The following is a 21,412-nucleotide window of genomic DNA, read 5'->3' on the forward strand; positions in this document are numbered from 1 at the left end:
ATATTTCTCCTTTCAAATATGTAGTATAATAGATATAAATTTTAAGTTATAAAATTTATAAGGGGGAATCTATATGAATATATTTCTTATGGTCGTGCTCATTGTATTTATAAATGTAATGGCTGGTCTTATTAAAAATCACCAAAGAAATAAAGTGAAATTAGAAAAAGTAAAATTACAACGTGTTCAAAACGAACTTGAACTTGAAAAATTAAAACATGAAAATTACTTAATTGAAACTGAAAAAATGAGATTAGACCTTGAACAAATGAAAGAACAAGACAGGGTCAATTTAAATAAAGCTAAAGAACAACTTCTTGAATGAACAGTCTTTATGACGACTGTTCATTAATTAAATTTTTGAAAAATATAGAGAACGCTTCGTGATCTTCTGAGGTTAATTTTTTAGGACCTTTTGTTCTGCCACCTTGTTGCCTTACTTGAGCTGAAATATGCCTTTGTGTTAGTAATTGTTCTATATTTTGACTTGTATATTCATATGCTAAATGATGGACAACGTGTTTAGCTTTATTAATAATTAGACTAGCAAGTCCATAGTCTTGGGTTACGACAATATCATCAGCCGTTGTAAGTTTTACAATTCTAAAGTCCACGCTATCTACACCGTGATCAACATAAGTAGTAGAAACATGATCAGGGTATTCTTTTAAGGAAAAATGATTCACACTTCTAATGATAAGAACAAAGATGCCTGTACCTTCAGTGATTCGAATAATATCATCCGTCACTGGGCAAGCATCTCCGTCAATTATAATGCGCCTAATCATTTAGTTCGTCTATAACTTTTCTTGTTTTTCATATGTTCTTTACGGTGTTTTTCATACGGAAAATGAGCTATTATTTCAGACATAGACTCTCGATGTTGTTTGAATAATTTATTCTCAGGTTCTGGTTTTTTGTCACTTCTTACACGTTCGTTTACTAATTCTTGAATGTTAATGTAACCAGATTGTGATGATGGTTGTGCGTGATTTGAACTTGAATGACGCTGATTATGATTATATTCTTTAATTTCTTCAATACGCTCTGCTTTATTTAATTCTTCTAATTTATGTTCCTCTTGTTGACGTTCATCAATATTTTTTTGAAGTTTTTTATCTAGTTTTTTTACATCTTTTTCGTTTTCTTTTTGAAGTTTTTCGCCTTTTTTCTCAAGTTTTTCTTCTTGTTTTGCCTGTTTTTCTTCTTGTTTTAAATGATAATCTAGTTCATTTAAACGGTCTTTCTTGTTTTCTTGACGAAGTTTTTCTTCTTCCTTATGTCGACTATCGATGCTTTTTTGTAATTTTTTGTCTAACTTTTCAATTTCTTTTTGTTGTTCTTTTTTTTCTTTGCGTTCTTCTTTAAATGGTTGTTTCATTTGTTTATTGTATTCATATAAACGTTTTTTCTGAATAATAAATGATTTTGCAGGTTGAGATTTCTCAACAACTTTATCTTTAGTTTCAACGAGTTTGTCTTTTGTTTTGATCGATTTATCTTTAACTTTATGGGATAAATCAACTGTTGTTTCTGTAACGTTTTTAACATCTGGGTGATCTTTGATTTTCTTGCGTTCTGTAATAAGTGGTACGAGAACTAAAGGTAATGTGTTTACGACTAGTTTAATTTTATCATTCATATATAATTCCTCCGTAGTTTTGATCGATAGTTATTTAAATACCCTTTAACGTTTGATTCAAACGAGATGATTCAGTCTTAACCTATGTTTTGTCCAATACCAAATCCGAAATACAAAACTCCTATTATAATGACAAGAATAATTCTATAAATAGCAAATGGTACTAATTTGACACGGTTAATCAATTTCAGGAATATCTTAATTGAGATTAATCCAAAGATAAATGAAGCAACAAATCCAACGATATAAAATGGAATCTGACTCAATGTAATATACTGTAAGTTACCGAGTAATGCTTTTGCACTTGCAGCAAACATGATTGGAACAGCCATAATGAAAGTGAAGTCTGATGCTGCTTTATGATCTAACTTAAGAAATACACCTGTTGAAATGGTTGAACCTGATCTACTAAATCCTGGCCATAATGCAATGGCTTGGGATAGTCCGATTACAAATGCTTTAGGATAATTCATACCATCAACAGTATGAGGGTTTGTTACATTTTTAGAGAATTTGTCTGCTGCAATCATATAAATAGCACCTAATAATAAACCGATTAAGACAGTAGGTACACTAAATAGGTGTTTTTCGATGAAATCATCAAATAATAATCCAAGAATACCAGCTGGTACTAAACCGACAATAATATGAGATAACTTCAAATGATGTTGCTTCTGTTCATTTTGTTTAATGTGTAACATCTCTATATATCTACTTCTAAATATCCAAGCAGCAGCTAATATAGAACCTAATTGGATAACGACTTTAAATGTAAATGCAGATTCACTACCAAGGAATGCTTTTGATTTTAGCCACATATCATCAACTAAAATTTGGTGACCAGTTGAAGATACCGGTGCAAACTCGGTTAATCCTTCTACAATTCCTAAAATAATTGCTTTTATTAATTCGATTATAAACATGTTTTAGCTCCTCTGTTTGTGAAAAAAAGTTTGTGAACTTAAATACGTATCACTTTAAGATTATTGTACCAAATTTAACATCATAATATGTAATTAAACTATAATACATTTTAGTTTATTTTTTATTTATAGACGTTATAATGGATAAAGGTGGTGACATTGTGAAAGAATTAACAAAGTATAGTAATCGCTATAAATCGATACAAATATGCATGTTTCTAGCTTCACTATTACTCAGTTTAACTGTCGTATTTCAAAATATTTATTTAGGTAAAATCATCAACCAAATGCTCGTTGTTAAATCTGGGTATCAGCAATTAACAATATGGTTAATGATATTATTAATTGTACTCTTATTAAGAGCAAGTTTTAACTATTTAAATCAGTTATTTGGGCAGAAGCTTTCATTTAAGGTAAAGCAAGATGTCAGAGAACAATTGATTAATAAAGATACGAAACAATCTAAAGTTACAATATTGACTGAAGCGGTTGAAGGTATACATTCATTCTATGAATCTTATTTACCACAATTATTTAAGTCTACCATCATACCAATAGCTATCATTGTAACGTTATTTTTCATACATTGGCCATCTGCACTGATTATGATGATTACTGCACCTTTTATTCCGCTGTTCTATATTGTATTTGGTTTAAGAACGCGCGATAAAGCGAAGGATCAAATGCAATCGTTAAATCAATTTGCTAGTGAATTTGTCGATTTAACAAAAGGTCTTGTATCTTTAAAGTTATTTAACAAAACTGAAGAAACAGAAGAGAAAATTTATCAATCGAGTACATCATTTAGAGATTTAACGATGGAAATTTTGCGAAGTGCTTTCTTATCAGGTTTAATGCTTGAATTTATTTCTATGCTTGGCATAGGTATTGTCGCTTTAGAAGTAGGTTTAAGATTAATCGTTTTTAATGATATTTCATTTTTAGTTGCAGTTATTTCATTATTATTAGCACCTGAATTTTATAATGCAATTAAAGACTTAGGGCAGGCTTTTCATACTGGAAAGCAAAGTGAAGGTTATATAGAAATAATAGAAGACATTCATAAAGAAGACGCTAGTCATAATAAAATAATTAAGATTAATCATAAAATGGCAAATGAAGATATCATTCAATTAGACAATGTGTCGTTTCAATATACAAATAGAGAAGATTTTTCATTTGATCAAATCAATTTAAACATTAAAGAAAATAAGCATACAGCGATTATCGGTCCTAGTGGGGCTGGTAAATCAACGTTAGTAAAAATAATGTTAAATGAACTAAATCCCAATAAAGGAACAGTTTCTTACAAAAAAGAATTAAAAATAGGTTATTTATCCCAAAGACCTTATATTTTTAGTGCTTCTGTGAAAGAAAATGTAACGATGTTCCAACATTACGATGAACACTTTATTCATCAAATTCTAGATAAAGTAGGATTGAAAGAGAAAGTAGAACAATTATCACAAGGAATTCATACGATGATTGGTGACGGTTACGAAATGATTTCAGGTGGGGAAATGAGAAGGATAGAATTGGCAAGATTACTGTTAATGGATCCAGATGTTGTTGTATTTGATGAACCGACAACGGGTTTAGATATAAAGACAGAGCAATTAATCGTAGATACAATAAACGAATTTGCTCATAATAAAACAATTATCACGATAGCACATCGTAAAGAAGTACTGAAATATGCTGACCACTTTATAGAATTACGAGATGGAAGAATAAATCATATAGATAATCCACTACAAGGTGGTGCGTATAAATGAAGAAATTAACGATTAAGTTTGATAAAGATTTTTATTTGTCTATTATTATTGGTGTGTTAGGCATGTTAACGGCATTAGGGATGTTTGCATTAAGTGGTTACATGATTTCTAAAAGTGCACTCGGAACACCACTTTATGCTTTAATGATATTAATTGTATCTATAAAATTATTTGGGTTTGTAAGAGCTATAACAAGGTATTTCGAAAGACTATATTCTCATCGTTCGACATTCACAATGTTACGAAATATGCGAATTGAGTTGTTTAAACATTTAATACCGATAGTACCTAATGTTTTTCGGAAATATAGATCGAGTGACTTATTAACTCAAATGGTCAACAACATAGAACGATTGCAAAACATGTTGCTAAGAGTGTATTATCCACCGATTGTCATTATGATTACAACTGTTGTGACCATAATAGTTATGTCAATGTGGAGTGTCATGATAGGTTTAGTAATTGCCCTTTCAATGTTGATGTCTATTCTTATCATTCCTTACTTTTCTACAAAGCGTGCCAATTTACTTGCTGAACAAGTACAACGTAGCGAGGAAGATTATGTAGCAGAGTATTTTGACTTTGAGAATGGACGTTCAGAGCTTATAAGATTTCAACAGCATGACCATTTCAAAGACAAAGTATTTCATAAACAACGTATTTACGAAAATAATAAATATAAAGAACAGAAATTTTTGAGCACATATGATTATATGTTAAATATATGTGCGATGATCAGTATTTGGTGTATAACTTTACTTTGTATATGGCAGATTCAAGATGGGAAGTTAAATGCTGTTTTCTTTGCAAGTATATTAATGATGGCGATAACGCTGTTTGAACAAGCCATTCCAATGACTAATGTTGCATTTTATCGTGCAGATACAAATAGAAGTGTACAAACAATTGAAGAAGTCATCAATCAAAGCTTTGACGAATCAAATGAACAAATTATTTATAATGATGCATTATATAGTGCTGACAAACTAACTTTTAAATATGATTTCCAAGAAAGAAACACTTTAGAAAATATTCAATTTAAAATTAACCAAGGTGATCATATAGCAATTATTGGACCATCCGGTTCAGGGAAAACGACATTGCTTAATTTATTAATGGGTCTTTATGATTCATCAGAAGGGTCATTAACTTATAATAATGAACTACTGTCACAAGTAGACAAGCGTGACTATTACGATGAAATAAATACAATGTTGCAACATAATCACTTCTTTGAAGGGTCAATTAGAGATAACTTATTAGCAACAGCACATGATGATGAAATGAAAGCAGTTCTAAAAGAAGTGAATTTGGAACATTTAGGATTAGATGATTTGTTAACTGAGAATGCAAGTAACATCTCAGGAGGAGAAAGACAGCGATTAGCAATTGCGAGATTATTATTAAGACGTGCGAACATATGGCTACTTGATGAGCCTACAGCGTCACTTGACGAGACAAATGAACAAATCATTATGAATCATTTGTTGTCTAAAGAAGATACGATTATTGTTGTGACACATAATCTGAAATACCTTGAACAGTTTGACCATATCATAGTAATAAATGAAGGTATTATTCTAGAACAAGGTGATTATCAACAATTGATAAATCATGAAGGCTATTTGTTCGAAGTTATGAAATTCAATGAAGAAATAGAATTTGAAAAGTAGTTCAGACAACTACAGCCAATATATAAGCCTAGGACTAATCAAAAAAGTCCTAGGCTTATGTTTTGGATATGTATAAGTATATTATTTCTCTAAGTTTACTTTATCTACATTATGAATCATTTTTTCTAAAAGTTGATTCAATTGTTTCATTTCAATGTCGTCTAAATTGGACACATCTTGTATCAATTGCGGTGAATGATGTAAATATTTTTTCATTTGGATACTTTTGTCAGTTAGTTGAACAAACACTTCTCTTTGGTCTAATTCTGATCTTTGTCGTGTAATTAATTGACTGTTTTCCATTCTTTTTAATAATGGTGATACCGTACCAGTATCAAGTGCTAAATCTGTAACAAGTTTTTTTACATTGACTGGTGATTCTTCCCATAAAATAGTGAGTACCAAATATTGGGGATATGTAATGTTATATTCTTTAAAGATTTTATTAGAATAATAACGATTGACTTGACGTTGTGCATTATATAAATTAAAGCACAATTGATTTTGGATATTTAAGTTTTCAAGCATTGGCTTACCTCCAAACGATGAATGTTTATATGATTGACATGGTATGAACTCATTGTCTATTATATAATGATTAAATTTAGTTTGTAAATATTATTATAATCAATGATATTAATGGGATTAATAATAGGTCTTATAATATATATAATGTAAGATTTTGTAGTTTTGTAAGGATTATCATATAATTGCAGAAAGGTGGTTTAAATATGAGTACGATAGCAAATAAGAAAATGGACGTAACAGTATTAACAGGATTTTTAGGTAGTGGAAAAACGACCCTTTTACAACGACTCATTTTAGAAGCTAAAAACAAAGGAAAAAAAGTTGCGATTATAATGAATGAATTTGGATCGTTTGATGTCGATAGTGAGTTATTAGGTGAAGATATATCTAGTAAAAGTTTACTAAATGGATGTATATGTTGTTCCTTAAAAGACGACATGGAAGTCGTGCTGCACAGTCTATACCATAAAGAAAAACCGGATATTGTATTGATAGAGGCAACAGGTATCGCACATCCTGTTGAAATAGTAGATGCTTGTCAAAATCCAACATTAATAGATAAAGTGAATATGCCCTTTATAATGGGTGTTATGGATGGTACAAGATATTTAGCAAGAAACCGTTATACGAAACAAACAAAGCAATTAATGGAAGACCAGATGTTATATGCGCATGTTATTATAATTAATAAGTTAGATGAACTGACACAACAAGATCAAACAACGTTAACGCAATCGCTATCTTCAATTGCACATAAGCCTAAATTACATTTTACGAATTATTCAAACATTGAAAACTTAGAAGATGTCAATAAAGTTGAGCTTAATCTGGAAGGTGAGCGTAAGCACCATCACGGCATACAATCGATGAGTTATACATTTAGCGGTCCGATTGATATGGCTTTACTCGTTCAATTTTTAAGACAATTGCCTGATTCAATTTTGAGAATAAAAGGATTTTTGAAATTTCAAGAAGAGCCTGATCAAACGTATTTATTTCAATATTCTTATGGTGTGCCTCATTATGAGCCAGAAATAATGAATATGCCATTAACTATTGTAATAATAGGTGAATCAATAGATAAAGCATATTTACGTAATAAATTAGATATGGTGAATTTTTCATAGGAGATGATTGGAATGGAACGTATTCAAATAAATAAACATGTGAGTTACTCGAGAATTGTACATGGATTTTGGAGATTGAATGAGTGGGGCTATAATAACAAACAGTTAAATGATTATATGCATGAAATTGTAGATCGAGGCATTACAACGATGGACCATGCAGATATTTATGGCAAATATACTTGTGAATCATTATTTGGTGAAGCATTAGCACTAACACCAAATTTAAGAGAAAAGATAGAAATCGTCACGAAATGCGGTATTATTCTACCTAGTGATCACAACCCTAAATTTGATGGACATCGATATGATCTTAGCTATCAACACATCATAGAATCGGTAGACCGCTCTTTATTAAACTTGAAAACAGATTATATTGATACACTATTACTACATAGACCATCACCATTAATGGACCCTGATGAAGTGACACGAGCAGTTATGCATCTTGTCGATGAAGGAAAAATTAAAGCATTTGGTGTATCGAATTTTAAATGTAATCAATATGAGCTGTTAAATGAAAGTTTAAAACGAGAAAAGTCGCATATCTCAGTGAATCAAGTCGAAGTGTCACCGTATCAATTAGAAAATATTGAAGATTGCACGTTAAATAGAATGCAGCAACATGATGTGAAAGTTATGGCATGGAGTCCATTAGCAGGTGGAGAAATATTTAATGAAAATAATCCGAAATCAACTAGAATATTAGAAGTTATAGAACAACTTGCAAGTAAGTATAACGTTCCAGCAAGTACAATTATTTATAGTTGGCTATTAAAATTACCAGCCAATGTGATGCCTATCGTTGGTTCTAGCAAGATAGAAAGAGTAGACGAAGCGGTCAACGCTACTAAATTACAACTAACAGACCAAGAGTGGTTTGATATATATGTCGCTTCAAGAGGTAAAGATATATTATAAGACATCTGTTTTATGAATGAATGCAAAAGACAGAGTTAATCCAAGAAAAAGGCCATCTCGGGCTATAATCAAAAATATTCACAAATTTAAAATCATGATAAAAAAAGAGAAAAATCTTTTTTTATCATGATTTTTCTCTTTTTATTAAGTATGAAATTTTATTTATTCATTATTTGAATCTAATCTATTTAACGTAATCTCTGCTAATGATTTTGCTGCGACAAGCATACAGTCTTCATTTACATCGAATTTCGGATGATGGTTCATATATGGTTGGTCAACATTCTCTGGTTTACTACCGACGATATAGAAAGCGCCAGGTGTTTTTTGTAAGTAGTAAGCAAAGTCTTCTGAACCTGTTACTTGTGGAATTTCAACAAGTTGTTGGAAGTAATCGCCTACACTATTGTTTAGTATGTTTGCGACTCTTTCAGTTTCTTTTGGATGATTATACAGAACGGGATAACCATAATTATATTCAAGGTCGCATTCCACATCAAAACCTAATGCTATACTATCGGATATTTTTTTGATTTCATGATACATTTTTTCTTCGAGATCTGGGTTTAAATATCTTGCAGTTCCTTTAATCGTTACTTTATCTTGTATAACATTATATCCACCTGGTGCTTCAAATGCACCGATAGTTACAACGCCCATATCTAATGGGTCTATTCTTCGTGAAACGACATTTTGAACTGTATTAACGAAGTTTGTTCCAGCGACAAGAGCATCATGTGTTTTATGAGGGCTGGCAGCATGTCCACCAAGTCCATTAATTGTTAACTTGAATGTTGAGCTACCTGAAAATGAAGGGCCTTTATTATAACCAATGAATTCAGGACCTGCTACTGGCACAATGTGTATGCCGTATACTTCGTCTAAATCGTCTATTGCACCTGATTCTACAATTGATTTAGCGCCACCTGGTGGTTTTTCTTCGGCATGTTGATGGATGATTTTGATAGTTCCTGGAAGTTCTTCTTTGAATGAGATTAAAGCATCAGCTAATAACATTAAGTAGGCAGTGTGTACATCATGACCACATGCATGCATAACGCCTTCATTAGTTGATTTAAATGGAACATCCGTTTCTTCTGTAATTGGTAAGGCATCGAAGTCAGCTCTAAGTCCTATAGTTCTACCTTCTTTATGACCATTTATTTCTACGATAATGGCATGTTCATCTTTAACTGGTCGCGTTATTTTCACGTCTTTATCTTTGTAGAACGATTCAATGTAATTTGCTGTTTCAGTTTCTTTAAATGATAATTCTGGATTTTTGTGTAAATGACGTCTTATTTCTATCATTTCATCTTCATTTTCTTCGAGATATTTAAATAATCTAGATTTTAATTCGTTCATAGGTCTTCCTCCTTAAATATACTAATAGAATATATCATTAATCTTTTTATGTATAAAATATTTCGACTTATACAAATACAAATGTGATATGACTGATTATGACTGTTTTTGGTTGAAAATGATTGACTTCATTATGAAAACGTTTTATTATGACAATGATAAGGAGTGATAACATGTTGACAGATGAAAGGCATCAATTAATCATTCATACAATTAAAGAGCGAGAAATGGTCTCTTTGCAAGATTTGATTAATTTAACTGAATCAAGTTCATCAACGATTAGAAGAGATTTATCTCAGCTAGAAGAAGAAGGTTATTTAATTAGAGTACACGGTGGAGCGAAACAAGTTACTAAACGACATGATGAGAGGGACATGCGTGATAAAGAATCACGGTACCTTGATGAAAAAAGCGAAATAGCGAAGTATGCCGCTCAACTAATAGATGAAGGGGATACTATTTATTTAGATGCAGGTACAACTACTTTAGAAATGATACGTCATATCACACATAAGAATATTGTAGTCGTGACAAATGGTTTAACACATGTGAAGCCTTTATTGGATAAAGGTGTCACGGTTTATATGACGGGTGGAGAAGTGAAAGCAACTACTTTGGCTAATGTCGGCGTAAACGCTGAAAAATCTTTAAGTAAATATAGATTTGATAAGGCATTTATAGGTATGAACGGAATTGATTTAAGATATGGGTTTACGACACCCGACCCTAATGAATCGAAAATGAAAGAAACAGCCATTCAATTGGCGAATCAATCTTTTATTCTAGTAGATCATTCAAAATTTAATGAAATTTCTTTTGCTGAAGTCGAAGTGGATTTACCTATTAATATTTTAACTTCTAAAAAAACGTTAAATGAAATCGAAAACATAAATCAATATAGAGAAAAATACGATATTAATGGAGGACAAACATGATTTATACAGTTACATTTAATCCATCAATAGATTACGTAATGTTTACAGAAGGTTTTCAAGTAGGCGGATTAAATCGAGCACATATGACAAATAAATTTCCAGGCGGAAAAGGAATAAATGTATCTAGAGTATTAACGTCACTACATATTGAGAACACTGCTACAGGATTCATAGGAGGATTTCCCGGGAAATTTATTAAAGATGAACTCATTAAAGCGAATATCTTAACAGATTTTGTTGAAATAGAAGAAGATACGAGAATAAATGTGAAATTAAAGTCAGATGTAGAAACAGAAATTAATGGTCCTGGACCAAACATTGAAACGAATCATTATGAAATGTTTTTAAATAAACTTAAAAACACTAACGCTTTCGATACTGTCATTATTGCTGGTAGTGTTCCAAACACATTGAACAAGTCAGTTTATAAAGAAATAGCTGAAATCTTGAAAGAAACAAAAGCAACACTCATTGTAGACGCTGAAAAAGCTTTAATGAAATCTATTTTGCCTTATAATCCAAAGTTTGTTAAACCAAATAAGACTGAATTAGAAGAAATTTTTGGAATTGAAATAAAGTCAGATAACCAGATAATAGAGTGTGCTCAGAAGCTAATAGATGAAGGTGCACAATCGGTCATTGTGTCTTTAGGTGGTGATGGGGCAATTTATGTAGACTCACAAATTAAATTAAAAGCAACTGTGCCACAAGGGGAAGTTATAAACACTGTTGGTTCAGGTGATAGTACAGTTGCAGGTATGGTGGCTGGTCTAGAGAAACAATTAAATATTGAAGATGCATTCAAACTTGCGGTGAGTTGCGGAACAGCAACTGCGTTTAATGCAGATTTAGCTAATAAAGAAGATATCGACAAAATATTACCACAAGTAAATGTGGCAATTTTGTAAAACAGGGAGGGAAAATAAATGAGAATAACAGAATTATTAACGAAAGAAACCATTGCTATGGATTTAAATGCTACAAGTAAAGATAAAGTGATAGAAGAGCTAGCAGAACAATTAAATAAGGCAGGTAAATTGAATGATGAAGTCGCATTTAAAGAAGCGATACATCTGAGAGAATCACAAAGTACTACGGGAATTGGAGAAGGAATAGCGATTCCACATGCCAAAACAGATGCAGTAAGTTCCCCTGCTATTGCCTTCGGTAAATCTAAAGAAGGAATCGACTATCAATCATTAGATGCACAACCTGCACAGTTATTCTTTATGATAGCAGCACCTTCTGGAGGCGCTCAAACACATTTAGATGCATTAGCTAAATTGTCCGGTATATTAATGGATGAAACGGTTCGTGACGCATTAATACATGCAACAACAAAAGAAGAAGTACTTCATATTATAAATGAAAATGATGATGAAGTAAGTCAAAATAATGCAGACGCACAAACAACAAATATAAGTACCGATTATGATGAAGGAAATCTAGTACTTGCAGTTACAGCGTGTCCAACTGGCATTGCACATACTTACATGGCAGCAGATTCTTTGAAGAACCAAGCTAAAAAAATGGGCATACCGATTAAAGTCGAAACAAATGGCTCTGGTGGTATTAAAAATCACTTAACAGATGAAGACATTAATAAAGCTGCGGGTATCATTGTTGCAGCAGATGTACATGTTGATACAAATAGATTTGACGGTAAGAATGTGATTCAAGTACCAGTTTCAGATGGCATCAAAAAACCTGAATCATTAATAAACATGGCACTCGATCAAAATCGCCAACCATTCGTTGCTAAAGGCGGAAAGCAACAAGCTTCATCTTCAAATGAAAAGCAAAGTATTTCAAATACTATTTATAAACATCTTATGAATGGTGTTTCAAATATGTTACCACTCGTAATTGCAGGTGGTATTTTAATGGCAATTGTATTCTTATTTGGAGAAAATTCTTTCAAACCAGATAGTAGTCAATATAATAAATTTGCTGCAAATCTTTGGCAAATAGGTAGTGAAAGTGCATTTAAGCTAATTGTACCGATTTTAGCAGGTTTTATTGCTAGAAGTATTGCTGATAAACCAGGTTTTGCTGCTGGTTTAGTAGGTGGTATGTTAGCTGTATCTGGAGATTCAGGATTTTTAGGTGGTATTATTGCAGGATTTCTAGCAGGTTACTTAACTGAAGGTATTAAATATGTATTTAAAAACTTGCCACAAATGTTTGAAGGACTAAAACCAACATTAATTTACCCGTTATTAACTGTAACGATAACAGGTCTGTTAATGGTTTATATTGTGAATCCACCAACAGCGTGGTTAAATCATTTATTATTAGATGGCTTAAATAATTTATCAGGTTCTAACATTGTATTATTAGGATTAGTTATTGGTGCTATGATGGCAATTGATATGGGTGGCCCATTTAATAAAGCAGCATATGTATTTGCTACTGCAGCATTAACAGAAGGAAATGCCGCAGCTATTACAGCCGCAATGGTAGGTGGTATGATTCCACCAATTGCTATTGCAACATCAATGCTACTGTTTAGAAAGAAATTTACTAAAGCTCAGAAAGGGTCAATCGTGCCAAACTATGTCATGGGTCTTTCCTTTATAACTGAAGGCGCTATACCATTTGCTGCAGCTGACCCATTACGTGTTATTCCGTCTATGATGATTGGTTCTGGTATCGGTGGTGCAATTGCATTAGGTTTAGGCTCGAGCATTCATGCGCCACATGGTGGTGTAATTGTTATATTAGCTACAGACTCTGGACACGTATTGCAAACTTTCTTAGGCATTATTATTGGTTCCCTGATTTCAGCAATAATTTATGGCGTTCTGAAACCTAAATTAACTAAAGAACAATTAGAAATAGCAGAAGAATTGAATTAACATACCCAATTCATACTATTTGTTATCCGAAAAAACAGTTATTTTGTAAGTTTTTCTTATGAAATGACTGTTTTTTCTTATGAAGAAAATGATGTACTACCGTAAAAAAACTAAACCTCAGTCAAAAGTATGACTAAAACTTGCATGTTTAAAATTGAAATCATAATGATAATTTTATATTATTAACTTAAAATATTCAGTTTTGATAGAATATGGTGAATATAAGGAATGTGGAAATTATGTTATATTACAAAACAATTATCAACAAACAAGATGCAGAATGGGTCACACTTTTGCATGGTGCAGGTGGTAGCTCGACAATTTGGTTTAAACAAATGCGATATTATAGAAAGCATTTTAATATTTTATTAGTTGACTTAAGAGGTCATGGTAAGTCTGCAAATAAAGAATGGAAGAAGAATGATTCATTTGAACATTTAGCGAAAGAAGTGGTAGATGTTCTAGATTATTTGGAAATCGAGAAAACGCACATTGTAGGAATAAGCCTAGGAACAATAGTAGGACAAACTATGGCACAATCTTATCCAGAGCGAATTTCAACACTTGTATTAGGTGGTGCAATAATCAATGTTAATCTAAGAACGAAATTTTTATTGGCAATAGGGCGATCTGTCATGCGTTTTGTGCCTTATATGTTTTTATATAAATTGTTCGCATATATTATAATGCCTAAAAAGTCTCATGAAGAGTCTAGACTAAGGTTTGTAAATGAAGCTAAAAAGGTTTCCCAAAAACAATTCATTAAATGGGTTAAACTCACAAAATTAGTCAATCCATATTTAGCACATTTACAAGTAGCAACTAAAGATATTCCAACGTTATTTATTATGGGTGAAGAAGACTATCTATTTATGCCTCCAGTAGAAAGATTAGTTAAAGATCATGAGAATTTTTCGATAGAAGTTATTCAAGATGCTGGTCATGTGTGCAATATTGATCAACCAGATGTATTTAATGAAATCAGCACGAAATTTATAATGAAGCATTTGAAAACACCTGCTATATAGAATAGGATGTATTAAATCTCAACGCATTTAAAATCATTTCGAAATATGGTACACTAAAAACAATATGCTATTATTGGGGGAGGTGACGCTAAATGGGAAGGATTTAGTTTTAAATTCATATGTAATCGATATATCATTTAATATAAGTGATAATAAGGTGACCATTGCGTCACCGCAAAATATTTGGAGGTGAATCCCTAGAAATAGGGAACTAATTGGAAATTTCGACCATTATAAACTTTATTGTATTCATTGTATTAATTGCATTTACAATGGTATTCGTTGGATCTGAGTTCGCACTTGTTAAAGTACGTATGACTAGAATTGAACAATTAATATCAGAAGGCAGTAAGACAGCTAAGATTGTACATAAAATGATTAAAGAACTTGATTATTATTTATCGGCATGTCAGCTAGGTATTACTGTTACATCACTTGGATTAGGTTGGATTGGTGAACCAACATTTGAAGTGTTAATTCATCCTGCACTAGATTTCTTTAATTTGCCTGATGCGTTAACGACAACTTTTTCAATAGGGATTAGTTTCTTAATTGTTACATTTATTCATGTCGTAGTTGGTGAATTAGCACCTAAGACAGTAGCGATACAACAAGCTGAAAAACTTACTTTAGTATTTGGTAGACCACTGTATTATTTTGGTGTTGTTATGAAACCATTAATTTGGGCTATGAATGGAACAGCGCGCGTATTAGTTAGAATGATCGGCATTCAACCAACTAATGAAGAACAAGCGATGTCTGAAGAAGAATTAAAGCTTATCATGACTCAGAGTTATCAAAGTGGTGAAATAAACCATACAGAATTAGCCTACATGCAAAATATTTTTTCTTTCGATGAGAGATTAGCTAAAGATATTATGGTACCTAGAACGCAAATGGTATCTTTAACTGAACCATTTAATATTGAAGAATTGTTAGAAATTATTAACGAACATCATTATACACGCTATCCGATATCGGTTGATGGCGATAAAGATCACATTAAAGGTTTTATAAACGTTAAAGAATTTTTAACAGAGTATGCTTCTGGTGCTCAAATTAAAATAAACAGCTATGTGCATGACTTACCACTTATCCATGAGGTTACGAGAATTAGTGATGCATTAGTGAAAATGCAGAAAGATCATGTCCATATGGCATTAGTCATTGATGAATACGGTGGAACTGCTGGTGTTATTACGATGGAAGATATCTTAGAAGAAATTGTTGGTGAAATTCGTGATGAATTTGACGATGATGAAATTAACGATATCATTAAAACTGGCGAAGATACGTATCAAATAAATGGACGTGTAACTTTAACTGAATTAGAAGATGAATTCGGAATTGAATTTGAAGATTCTGATGATATCGATACAATTGGTGGTTGGTTACAAGCACATAATCCAGAAATTGAAAAAGATGACTATATAGATACCGACCATGATAAATGGGTTGTTATAGATGTAGAGAATCATCAAATTAGAACGGTTGCTTTGCACAAAGAATTTATTAAAGAACGTAAAAGTATCTTTGATGAAGATGATGAAGATGACGATTAATAAATAATCATAAATTAACTATAAAGTAGTTGAATAAATCCCTCCTAAGTAGACATTAATAAATAAACACTTAGGAGGGATTTTTATATCCTCAAATGCAAGATTGGATAATCATCTATGTTGTGAAAACATTCTATTTTCATTACTGTATTGCTTCATGTAAAATAAAGATACGTAAGTCATTAAGAGAGGAATACGTATGTATGAGAATCAATAAATATTTAAGTGAAGCTGGTGTTTGTTCAAGGCGTGGCGCAGATAAATGGATTTCTGCTAATCGCGTTATGATTAATGATGAACTTGCAACTTTAGGCTCTAAAGTTGAAGAGGATGATATCGTCAAAGTAGATGGCGAAGTCATAACAATTGATAAAGGCTATGTTTATATTGCTCTAAATAAACCAAGAGGCATTACTTCTACTACTGAAAAACACATCAAAGGTAACGTCGTGGACTATGTTAATCATCAAGATAGAATTTTCCATATAGGTAGATTAGATAAAGATTCTGAAGGTTTACTTTTACTTACAAGTGATGGAGATATCGTTAACGAAATATTAAGAGCAGAAAACAATCACGAAAAAGAATACATCGTTTCTGTTGATAAACCAATAACGAAATCATTTTTAAAAGAAATGTCTAGTGGAGTAGAAATATTAGATCAAATAACTTTGCCTGCTCAATTAGAACAATTAAATGATAAAACGTTCAAAATCATTTTGACACAAGGTTTAAATAGACAAATTAGAAGAATGTGTGAAACACTAGGATATGAAGTAAGAAAACTAAAGAGAATTAGAATTATGAATATTAAACTAGATGGCATTAAGTATGGTGAATGGCGTGATTTAACTAAAGAAGAATTTGAAACATTGACACAATCGTTATCATATACACCAAAGAGAGAAAGAATATTATCTAATGAAAAGGGGCATAAACATGATTAAATTAAATAATGACGTTGAAATTCCAGAGATTGGATTAGGTGTTTATAAAGTAGAGTCATCAGATATGGAAAGAGTAATCAAAACAGCATATGAAACGGGCTATCGAGCTATTGATACAGCTTGGTTCTATAAGAATGAAAAATCATTAGGACAAGCATTGAAAAATTTAAATATTAATCGTGAAGAATTATTTATTACGACAAAACTGTGGAATGATTTTCAAGGATATGACAAAACGATAGAATCATTCAATGAATCATTAGAGAATCTACAATTATCATACTTAGATATGTATTTAATACACTGGCCATGTCCAGAAGATGAATTGTTTATTGAAACATATAAAGCTTTAGAAAAACTTTACTACGATGGTAAGATAAAAGCGATAGGCGTTTGTAATTTCAAAGAACATCATTTAGAAACACTACTGGAACATACAGACGTAGTGCCTGCGGTAAACCAAGTAGAATTCCATCCAATATTTAATCAAGCAGATTTACAGTCATATTGTGAAGGAAAAGGCATAAAAGTTATGGCATGGAGTCCACTCATGAGAGGTGGAGAATTGTTAGAAAATCCAGTCCTTACAAAAATTGCGAATAAATATAACAAATCAGTCGCACAAGTTATTATTAAATGGCATATTCAACAAGGTAGACTGGTTATACCTAAATCACAAAATGACAACCGTATTAAAGAAAACTTCAATGTATTTGATTTCAAATTAAGTCAATCAGATCTTGAAGAAATCGATGGATTAAACAAAGATGAAAGACAATTTAGAGATCCAGATGATGTAAAAATAGGCATCATGTAAACAAATTAAAACCTTCACATAATTGTTTGAAATAAGATGTATTTTGAATATATCTTTTAGTAAAATGGATGTGTGGAGGTGTTTTTTTATGTTTAAATTTAAAAAGCCTAATCAACACGGGGGTTGGTCAATGATCGTCGTCCCAATTGCTTTTGGTATTGCAGCTACAAGTTTTTCTAATCTACATCTATTATTATATATTGGTCTATTAGCAGCATATTTCATGAGTGATCAAGTTTTCTTCTATTTAAAGAAAAGGAAGAAACAAATAGGATATATAAACACAGCATTATTATTTCTAATTATCGTCGTTGTGACGTTTTTACCAATTGTAATTCAAAAACAAGAAACGGTAATCATTTTTCTAATGATGATTCCGTTATTATTAGTAAATGCATACTTTGCTAAAACTAAGAATGAAAGAGCGTTCACAAATGATGTGATAGCGGTTATTATGTTCTGTTTATTCGGTGTTATCAGTACGCTCATAAATATATCTATAACAGAAATAAGAATTTGGTCAATCGTATTTATCATGAGCTTTATGTACTTCTTTGGGACAATATTATTTGTGAAAACAATGATAAGAGAAAAGAAATCATTAAAGTATAAATGGAGTTCTTGGATTTATCATATACTGATTGTCATTATTGGATTATTTATACATCCGCTCGTTATGATTATGTATATTCCAAGTTTAATGAGATCAATAATTCTATATGGACGCAAAATTAAAATAATGCATGTAGGAATGATAGAAATTGCAAATTCCATATTTATATTGACTATAGGCAGTATATATTTATCATAAAAAAGACCGCATTAGAAGGAGTAATCCAACTAATGCGGTCTTTTTTTTGAATGGGGAATATGTTGTTCCACATTCTATTGTATTTTGTAAATGTAATAATCTTATTTTCTGATTAATTTCAAGATAAATGATAGTACAAGTATTAAAATAATAGAACCAATAAGTGCAGGAATAATTGCTATTCCACCCCATACTGGACCTAAATCGCCAAGTAATGATCCACCAATTGCTGAACCAATAATACCAGCGATAATATTACCAATAATACCACCTGGAATATCTTTACCTAAAATTGCACCAGCTAGCCAACCTATTAAGCCGCCTACGATTAACATTAATATAAAGCCCATTTGAGTGTACCTCCTTATATATATTTCTTACTACTTCAAATATATACCCATTACTTTAAATGTGAAACATAATGAGTTGTTTTGAATAGTTTTTGCCATAAAATAAATAACACATAAATTAAAAACACCGGAACGAGTAAAAACCAATGTGGTGTAAGGATAATCATACATACTAATGCGACAATTGTAGCAATTTCTCCTACTAATTGTGGATGTATAAAGTATCTATATATACCATTCTGGTAAATTTTAGCTAATCGTTTACCATTCGACTCAATTGGATTTGTGAAAAGTGATAAATAAGCGATGATTTGTCCTATGATAAACAAACTAACGCCAAAGTAAGGAACAGATTGATAAATAGAAAGATCGCTATCTAAATACACAATATTTAAAGCCATACTAAATACAATTGTTACGATATAAAGTACGAAAAATTGATTATCAATATAATTTGAAACATGTTTAGTTTGAACCCATGTGTGTAAAAATGCCCATATAAGCAACATAGTTGTTACAGCTATCGTTATGAAATTGATTTCTTTGATGATTATAAAGGAAACTAAACCATTCAAAGCAATTGTTATAGAAATAACGTAATGATTAATACGTTTTTTCTTATTCATTACTACAAAGTTATATGACATTAAGATAATACACAGTATGATATTTATTGTAACGAGAAATGCCATAGTTGTCTCCTTATCTTAACTAGTCTCATTTTAGAATTATAACAATTTCTTTACATTTAATCACTAAATATATTTACATGATTTGAAGTTATCGACAATTTGACAAATTTACGTGACTTTACTAAGCTTAAAACATACTAATTTGTATTACATAATAGTGAACGGATAAGAGGTTATCAATATGTCCATACGAACTCAAATGAGAAAAGGATTTTTAGATGCATGTATTTTGTCGATTATTCAATCCCAACCAGTCTATGGTTACGAACTTTCGAAAAAGCTCAACGAGTATAATTTTACAGAAGTGAGTGAGGGGACAATTTATCCTATTTTATTGAGGTTGTTAAATAAAGAATTCATTTATAGTGAGTTCAAAGTAAGTGAACAAGGTCCTAAGAGAAAATATTATTATATTACGGATAAAGGTAGAGAAGAGCTTAAATTAGTTATTCAAGAATGGGATAAAATAAAGAAACCTATTCAAGATTTATTAAAGGATGTGTGAATTTTGGAAAAACCTGTAGAAGTATTGATACAAGAGAATAATTTGAAGAGAAAGCAATTAAATGAAGAAGATTTACAAGTATATGAGGATTTTTTATTATACATAAGAACAGATTTGAGAGTTAATGAATATGACTCTGAAGTAATATTGAATGATGTGTTAGATCATTTGTTAGAAGCAACTTCTCATGGCATGTCTGCAATTGAGTTTTTTGGGCATGATGTCAAAGCCCATGCAGATGAAATATTGCAAGAACTGCCAAATGAATCAAACAAAGCTATCATGAATATGGTATTGCTAGGCGTTTCGTTTTTCTATTTTGTTTATTTTGCTGCTTCAGGAATAGCAGGTATATTTACAGAGTATAAAACGTCAATCCTATCTTTAGTTTCGATGCTTATTATCGTACCAATTGGTGGTGTTTTTATAATAAAAACATTATTCAGTATTATTCAAAATCATATATTTGATCACTCAAAATATAAAAATATTAAAGAAATGGCCTATTCTGGAATCGTAGTAGGTGTAATACCAGCATTATTAATTATTTTACCTAATGTATTATTTAAAGATATGACACAAGTTTATATTCCATGGTGGGTATATTTAATATTGAGTATTGGATGTTATTTATTATATAGAACGATTAAATCTAAAAAGTAAAATTATAATAAAGGCTAATTTAAAGGTATTGTTCACTTTGTAAAATAATATAAATGAAGATGATCCAGAGAGAATATTCGTTTCAGAGTTAATTAACACGAGAAAATTATGATAAAAAATGATTTTCTCGTTTTTTATGAATGCGCACCTTTAATGGATAAATTATGGTTCAACTTTTGGGAGATACGATAAAGTCATGGAAAAACGAGGTAGTTAATCCACGAGATGGGCAAAGTCATGGAATAAGTCAGCAGTTAATCCACAAGATGGGCAGAAATTATATTCAAACC

22 protein-coding genes are annotated in these 21,412 nt (G+C 31.2%); 15 read left to right on the forward strand and 7 right to left on the reverse strand.

The features are described 5' to 3' along the window. The first annotated feature begins 73 nt into the window (after positions 1-73). On the forward strand, positions 74-325 hold the full coding sequence (locus CD111_RS11850) for a hypothetical protein (protein WP_095089402.1): 252 nt from the start codon (positions 74-76) through the stop codon (positions 323-325). Positions 326-332: 7 nt separating this feature from the next. Here CD111_RS11850 and CD111_RS11855 read toward each other — a convergent pair whose 3' ends face one another. The 3 genes from CD111_RS11855 to CD111_RS11865 all read right to left on the reverse strand — a co-directional run bounded on the left by CD111_RS11855 (position 333) and on the right by CD111_RS11865 (position 2,565). Continuing rightward, on the reverse strand, positions 333-785 hold the full coding sequence (locus CD111_RS11855; protein WP_095090174.1) for a YaiI/YqxD family protein: 453 nt from the start codon (positions 783-785) through the stop codon (positions 333-335). After that, entirely contained in the window at positions 785-1,642 is an 858-nt protein-coding gene (locus tag CD111_RS11860; protein WP_229726465.1) for a hypothetical protein, read from the reverse strand. Before CD111_RS11860 ends, CD111_RS11855 begins: the two co-directional genes overlap by 1 nt. 77 nt (positions 1,643-1,719) lie before the next feature. After that, complete coding sequence (locus CD111_RS11865; protein WP_095089398.1) at positions 1,720-2,565, reverse strand: undecaprenyl-diphosphate phosphatase; 846 nt, start codon at positions 2,563-2,565, stop codon at positions 1,720-1,722. Positions 2,566-2,726: 161 nt separating this feature from the next. On the opposite strand from CD111_RS11865, the gene CD111_RS11870 reads away from it, so the two are divergent. Together CD111_RS11870 and cydC are read left to right on the forward strand one after the other, a co-directional pair. Further along, positions 2,727-4,340 (forward strand): ABC transporter ATP-binding protein/permease, encoded by a 1,614-nt coding sequence (locus CD111_RS11870; RefSeq protein WP_095089395.1) that lies wholly within the window; start codon positions 2,727-2,729, stop codon positions 4,338-4,340. Further along, complete coding sequence (gene cydC / locus CD111_RS11875) at positions 4,337-6,013, forward strand: thiol reductant ABC exporter subunit CydC (RefSeq protein ID WP_095089393.1); 1,677 nt, start codon at positions 4,337-4,339, stop codon at positions 6,011-6,013. The genes CD111_RS11870 and cydC overlap by 4 nt, the downstream gene beginning before the upstream one ends. Before the next feature lie 81 nt (positions 6,014-6,094). Here the strand turns inward: cydC and CD111_RS11880 are convergent, their stop codons facing one another. Beyond that, positions 6,095-6,541 carry a MarR family winged helix-turn-helix transcriptional regulator gene (locus tag CD111_RS11880; protein WP_095089391.1) on the reverse strand — a complete coding sequence of 149 codons (447 nt, stop codon included), beginning with the start codon at positions 6,539-6,541 and terminating at the stop codon, positions 6,095-6,097. A 203-nt stretch (positions 6,542-6,744) separates the two neighbouring features. Between CD111_RS11880 and CD111_RS11885 the strand changes: the two genes are divergently transcribed. Both CD111_RS11885 and CD111_RS11890 read left to right on the forward strand, forming a co-directional pair. Continuing rightward, positions 6,745-7,668 carry a CobW family GTP-binding protein gene (locus CD111_RS11885; RefSeq protein WP_095089389.1) on the forward strand — a complete coding sequence of 308 codons (924 nt, stop codon included), beginning with the start codon at positions 6,745-6,747 and terminating at the stop codon, positions 7,666-7,668. 12 nt (positions 7,669-7,680) lie between these two features. Further along, on the forward strand, positions 7,681-8,589 hold the full coding sequence (locus tag CD111_RS11890) for an aldo/keto reductase (protein ID WP_095089387.1): 909 nt from the start codon (positions 7,681-7,683) through the stop codon (positions 8,587-8,589). A 162-nt stretch (positions 8,590-8,751) separates the two neighbouring features. Here the strand turns inward: CD111_RS11890 and CD111_RS11895 are convergent, their stop codons facing one another. Continuing rightward, positions 8,752-9,954, reverse strand: a complete 1,203-nt coding sequence (locus CD111_RS11895) for a M20 metallopeptidase family protein (RefSeq protein ID WP_095089386.1) — start codon at positions 9,952-9,954, stop codon at positions 8,752-8,754. Between the two features lie 173 nt (positions 9,955-10,127). Between CD111_RS11895 and CD111_RS11900 the strand changes: the two genes are divergently transcribed. The 8 genes from CD111_RS11900 (at position 10,128) to CD111_RS11935 (ending at position 18,912) form a co-directional block, all read left to right on the forward strand. Beyond that, positions 10,128-10,889, forward strand: a complete 762-nt coding sequence (locus tag CD111_RS11900) for a DeoR/GlpR family DNA-binding transcription regulator (RefSeq protein ID WP_095089383.1) — start codon at positions 10,128-10,130, stop codon at positions 10,887-10,889. After that, a complete protein-coding gene (gene pfkB, locus CD111_RS11905; protein WP_095089379.1) occupies positions 10,886-11,797 on the forward strand; it encodes a 1-phosphofructokinase in 912 nt (303 codons plus the stop codon). The genes CD111_RS11900 and pfkB overlap by 4 nt, the downstream gene beginning before the upstream one ends. Before the next feature lie 18 nt (positions 11,798-11,815). Beyond that, entirely contained in the window at positions 11,816-13,747 is a 1,932-nt protein-coding gene (locus CD111_RS11910; RefSeq protein WP_095089375.1) for a PTS fructose transporter subunit IIABC, read from the forward strand. 239 nt (positions 13,748-13,986) lie between these two features. Further along, entirely contained in the window at positions 13,987-14,775 is a 789-nt protein-coding gene (locus tag CD111_RS11915) for an alpha/beta fold hydrolase (RefSeq protein ID WP_095089371.1), read from the forward strand. Between the two features lie 215 nt (positions 14,776-14,990). Next, the gene (locus tag CD111_RS11920; protein ID WP_095089367.1) at positions 14,991-16,337 is read left to right on the forward strand and encodes a hemolysin family protein; all 1,347 of its coding nucleotides are present in this window, start codon (positions 14,991-14,993) and stop codon (positions 16,335-16,337) included. Between the two features lie 203 nt (positions 16,338-16,540). Next, complete coding sequence (locus CD111_RS11925) at positions 16,541-17,284, forward strand: pseudouridine synthase (protein ID WP_095090172.1); 744 nt, start codon at positions 16,541-16,543, stop codon at positions 17,282-17,284. Beyond that, positions 17,277-18,101, forward strand: coding sequence for an aldo/keto reductase (locus CD111_RS11930; RefSeq protein ID WP_095089364.1), 825 nt, complete (start codon positions 17,277-17,279; stop codon positions 18,099-18,101). Before CD111_RS11925 ends, CD111_RS11930 begins: the two co-directional genes overlap by 8 nt. An 88-nt stretch (positions 18,102-18,189) precedes the next feature. Beyond that, positions 18,190-18,912: a YwiC-like family protein gene (locus CD111_RS11935; RefSeq protein ID WP_095089362.1), complete on the forward strand. Its 723-nt coding sequence runs from the start codon at positions 18,190-18,192 to the stop codon at positions 18,910-18,912. Positions 18,913-19,013: 101 nt separating this feature from the next. Here the strand turns inward: CD111_RS11935 and CD111_RS11940 are convergent, their stop codons facing one another. Both CD111_RS11940 and CD111_RS11945 read right to left on the reverse strand, forming a co-directional pair. Then, the gene (locus CD111_RS11940; protein ID WP_095089360.1) at positions 19,014-19,262 is read right to left on the reverse strand and encodes a GlsB/YeaQ/YmgE family stress response membrane protein; all 249 of its coding nucleotides are present in this window, start codon (positions 19,260-19,262) and stop codon (positions 19,014-19,016) included. A 50-nt stretch (positions 19,263-19,312) separates the two neighbouring features. Beyond that, positions 19,313-19,954 (reverse strand): hypothetical protein, encoded by a 642-nt coding sequence (locus CD111_RS11945; RefSeq protein ID WP_095089358.1) that lies wholly within the window; start codon positions 19,952-19,954, stop codon positions 19,313-19,315. Positions 19,955-20,135: 181 nt separating this feature from the next. Here CD111_RS11945 and CD111_RS11950 point away from each other — a divergent pair, with 181 nt between their 5' ends. Beyond that, positions 20,136-20,459: a PadR family transcriptional regulator gene (locus tag CD111_RS11950; RefSeq protein ID WP_095089356.1), complete on the forward strand. Its 324-nt coding sequence runs from the start codon at positions 20,136-20,138 to the stop codon at positions 20,457-20,459. Between the two features lie 3 nt (positions 20,460-20,462). Beyond that, positions 20,463-21,122, forward strand: a complete 660-nt coding sequence (locus CD111_RS11955; RefSeq protein WP_158245710.1) for a DUF1129 family protein — start codon at positions 20,463-20,465, stop codon at positions 21,120-21,122. Positions 21,123-21,412: the final 290 nt, after the last annotated feature.

It is taken from the genome of Mammaliicoccus stepanovicii, from assembly GCF_002902525.1.
GTDB lineage: Bacteria > Bacillota > Bacilli > Staphylococcales > Staphylococcaceae > Mammaliicoccus > Mammaliicoccus stepanovicii.